We start from the raw sequence: 2,455 nt of genomic DNA on the forward strand, positions 1-2,455 counted from the left end.
TGTGATTCCTCATGGTGATCACAATCACTACATCAAGGTTCAAACTAAGGGCTATGAAGTAGCCTTGAAAAACAAGATTCCAGCCCTGAAATCCAACTATCAGCCTGGGGCCTTTGATGAGAAAACAGTTTTAGCAAAAGTAGATCAACTTCTTGCTGAAAGTCGAAACGTCTATAAAGACGATCCAATCAAACAAAGACAGATTGAGTTAGCCTTAGGACAGTTTACTGAAAATATGAAGAAACTGGCAACTAACTCTACAGCAGGTTATCTTGCGACACTTGATCTCTTTGATAAGCAATATATCCATATTGATGAAAGTGTCAAACCTGTTGAAACAAGTGCTTTAGATAAGAAATATCAGGCCTTGATTGATAAAATCAATACCTTGGATACAGACTCTTATGGACTTCCAAAGAAAGACCTTCTCGTTCGACTCCAAGAAGCTAAATTGGCTAAAGATGAGGCTGGTTTAGAAGCAGTTGAATCACAACTTCAAGCTCTTCAAGACTTTAATGATCGTACTGGTGATACAACAGTGGAATACATCAAGTACTTCTATGAGCATGTAAACGATGGTCGTTTAAGTGATGAGCTTCGTAATAAAGTAGCTAATTTGACTTTTACTTTATATCAATCCCAATCCTTCCGTAAGGCTGTGGACTTGAATAAACTGTTCCCAAGCATTTACCAAACAAAACAAGAAGTAGAAGAGGCTTTGAAAAATCAGCCAGCTACTGCAAAAGTAAATGAAACAGTTTTAGATAAAGAAACAGTTGATAACCAATCTGCTAAGCAAGCAATTTATGAATTTTTGAAAGATCTTTATCCTAATCTTAAGAAAGAAGAACATGTCAATCATGTTAGCAAGGAAGAAGTAGAAAATCTCTTGAGCAAGGCAAATCAACTCTTGGAACAAATCCAAGAAGAAGGAATCAGACAATCCTTGGCAGAAGAAGTAGAGAATCTCAAAGCTGCTACAAACAAGGCTGATGCAGACTTGGATGAAGTAAACAGCCAGGTAAAAGATGTCTTGACTCGTATCGCTAGCGCCCTTCAACAAGAAAAGGAAAATGCTGAACAAGATCCTCAGACACTTGTACTTTATCAAAAACTCTACGATATTCTCATATCGCTTCACTCTTATTTAGAAAGTAATAATGGATCTGATGCGGACTTTGATAAGGTGGATGCATTACTAGATCAACTTTCTGCTAAGAGTAAAGACAAAGCAGCTTTACTTAAATTGACAAAAGCTATTCTAGTTTTGAATCATCAAATCCAGTCAAAAGCTAGCTCAAGTAAAGAAACAAGTCCAGCAACAAATGCCGAGGCAAATGGTGATAACACCAGTGTTGAGAACCAACCAAATGTAGCTACAGAATCTAACAGTGATACTGCAAGCGACGAAAACAAACCAAGCAACACAAGAGATTCTAAACCTGCTGAATTAGCTTCAGAAAAGGAAACAACAGAATCTACAACAAGTACTGGAAATCAAGAAAATCCAGCTCAATAAAAAAAGGCGAAGTAGCTGAGCTACCTCGTCTTTTTAGTCTTTATAAGCTACGATACCAATGATGGTATCAACTGCACGTTCCATAGTCTGAAGACTGACGTATTCAAAACGTCCATGCATATTTTCTCCTCCCGCAAAGATATTGGGAGTTGGGATTCCCATAAAGGAAATCTTAGAGCCGTCTGTCCCTCCACGGATTGGTTCGATTATAGGAGTAATCCCCAAATCTTCCATAACTGCTTTGGCAATGGTAATTGGAGTCATATCTTTCTCAATGACTTCTTTCATATTGTAGTATTGGTTTGTCAAGTTTAGGGTGACACGGTCGCTACCAAGTTCTTCATTCATCTTATCAGCGATAGACTGCATAGCTGCTTTACGCGCTTCAAAGGCATCTTTTTCAAAATCGCGAATGATGTAGCTAGCACTTGCCTCTTCGACACTACCTGTCATATCCATTAGATGGTAGAAGCCCTGATAACCATCCGTTAACTCAGGACGGTCATTCTCTGGAAGTTGATTATGAAAATCAATAGCTAGCTGAAGGGCGTTGACCATCTGACCTTTGGCAGTACCAGGGTGGACATTACGTCCTTGGAAATGCAATTCAGCACCCGCTGCTGAAAAGGTCTCGTACTGAAGTTCACCTAGTAGGCCACCATCAACTGTGTAGGCAAAATCAACATCAAAATCTTCTGCATCAAATTTATTAGCACCAACACCGATTTCTTCATCTGGACCAAAACCAACACGAATCTCACAGTGTTTGATTTCAGGGTGAGCAGTTAGATATTCAATAGCAGTCATAATTTCAGCAATCCCTGACTTGTCATCAGCACCTAGCAAGGTTGTTCCATCTGTTGTGATAAGCGTTTGTCCTGGATATTTCTCAAGACTCTTGAAGTCAGCTGGATCCAGTTTAAAACCAGAATTCCC

Annotated in this window: 1 protein-coding gene and 1 pseudogene; one reads left to right on the top strand and one right to left on the bottom strand. The window is 39.2% G+C overall.

The window, feature by feature from the left end; all coding sequences use genetic code 11:
• Window positions 1-1,519, top strand: a pseudogene (locus tag SMIDD26_RS12955) (hypothetical protein); the annotation flags it as partial.
• Between the two features lie 33 nt (window positions 1,520-1,552).
• On the opposite strand, the gene pepT reads toward SMIDD26_RS12955, so the two are convergent.
• Window positions 1,553-2,455 (bottom strand): peptidase T (pepT, locus tag SMIDD26_RS05710; RefSeq protein ID WP_246746936.1); only part of this gene is annotated, 903 nt, incomplete at its 5' end.

The organism is Streptococcus mitis (assembly GCF_001579035.1).
Classification (GTDB): Bacteria; Bacillota; Bacilli; order Lactobacillales; family Streptococcaceae; genus Streptococcus; species Streptococcus mitis_J.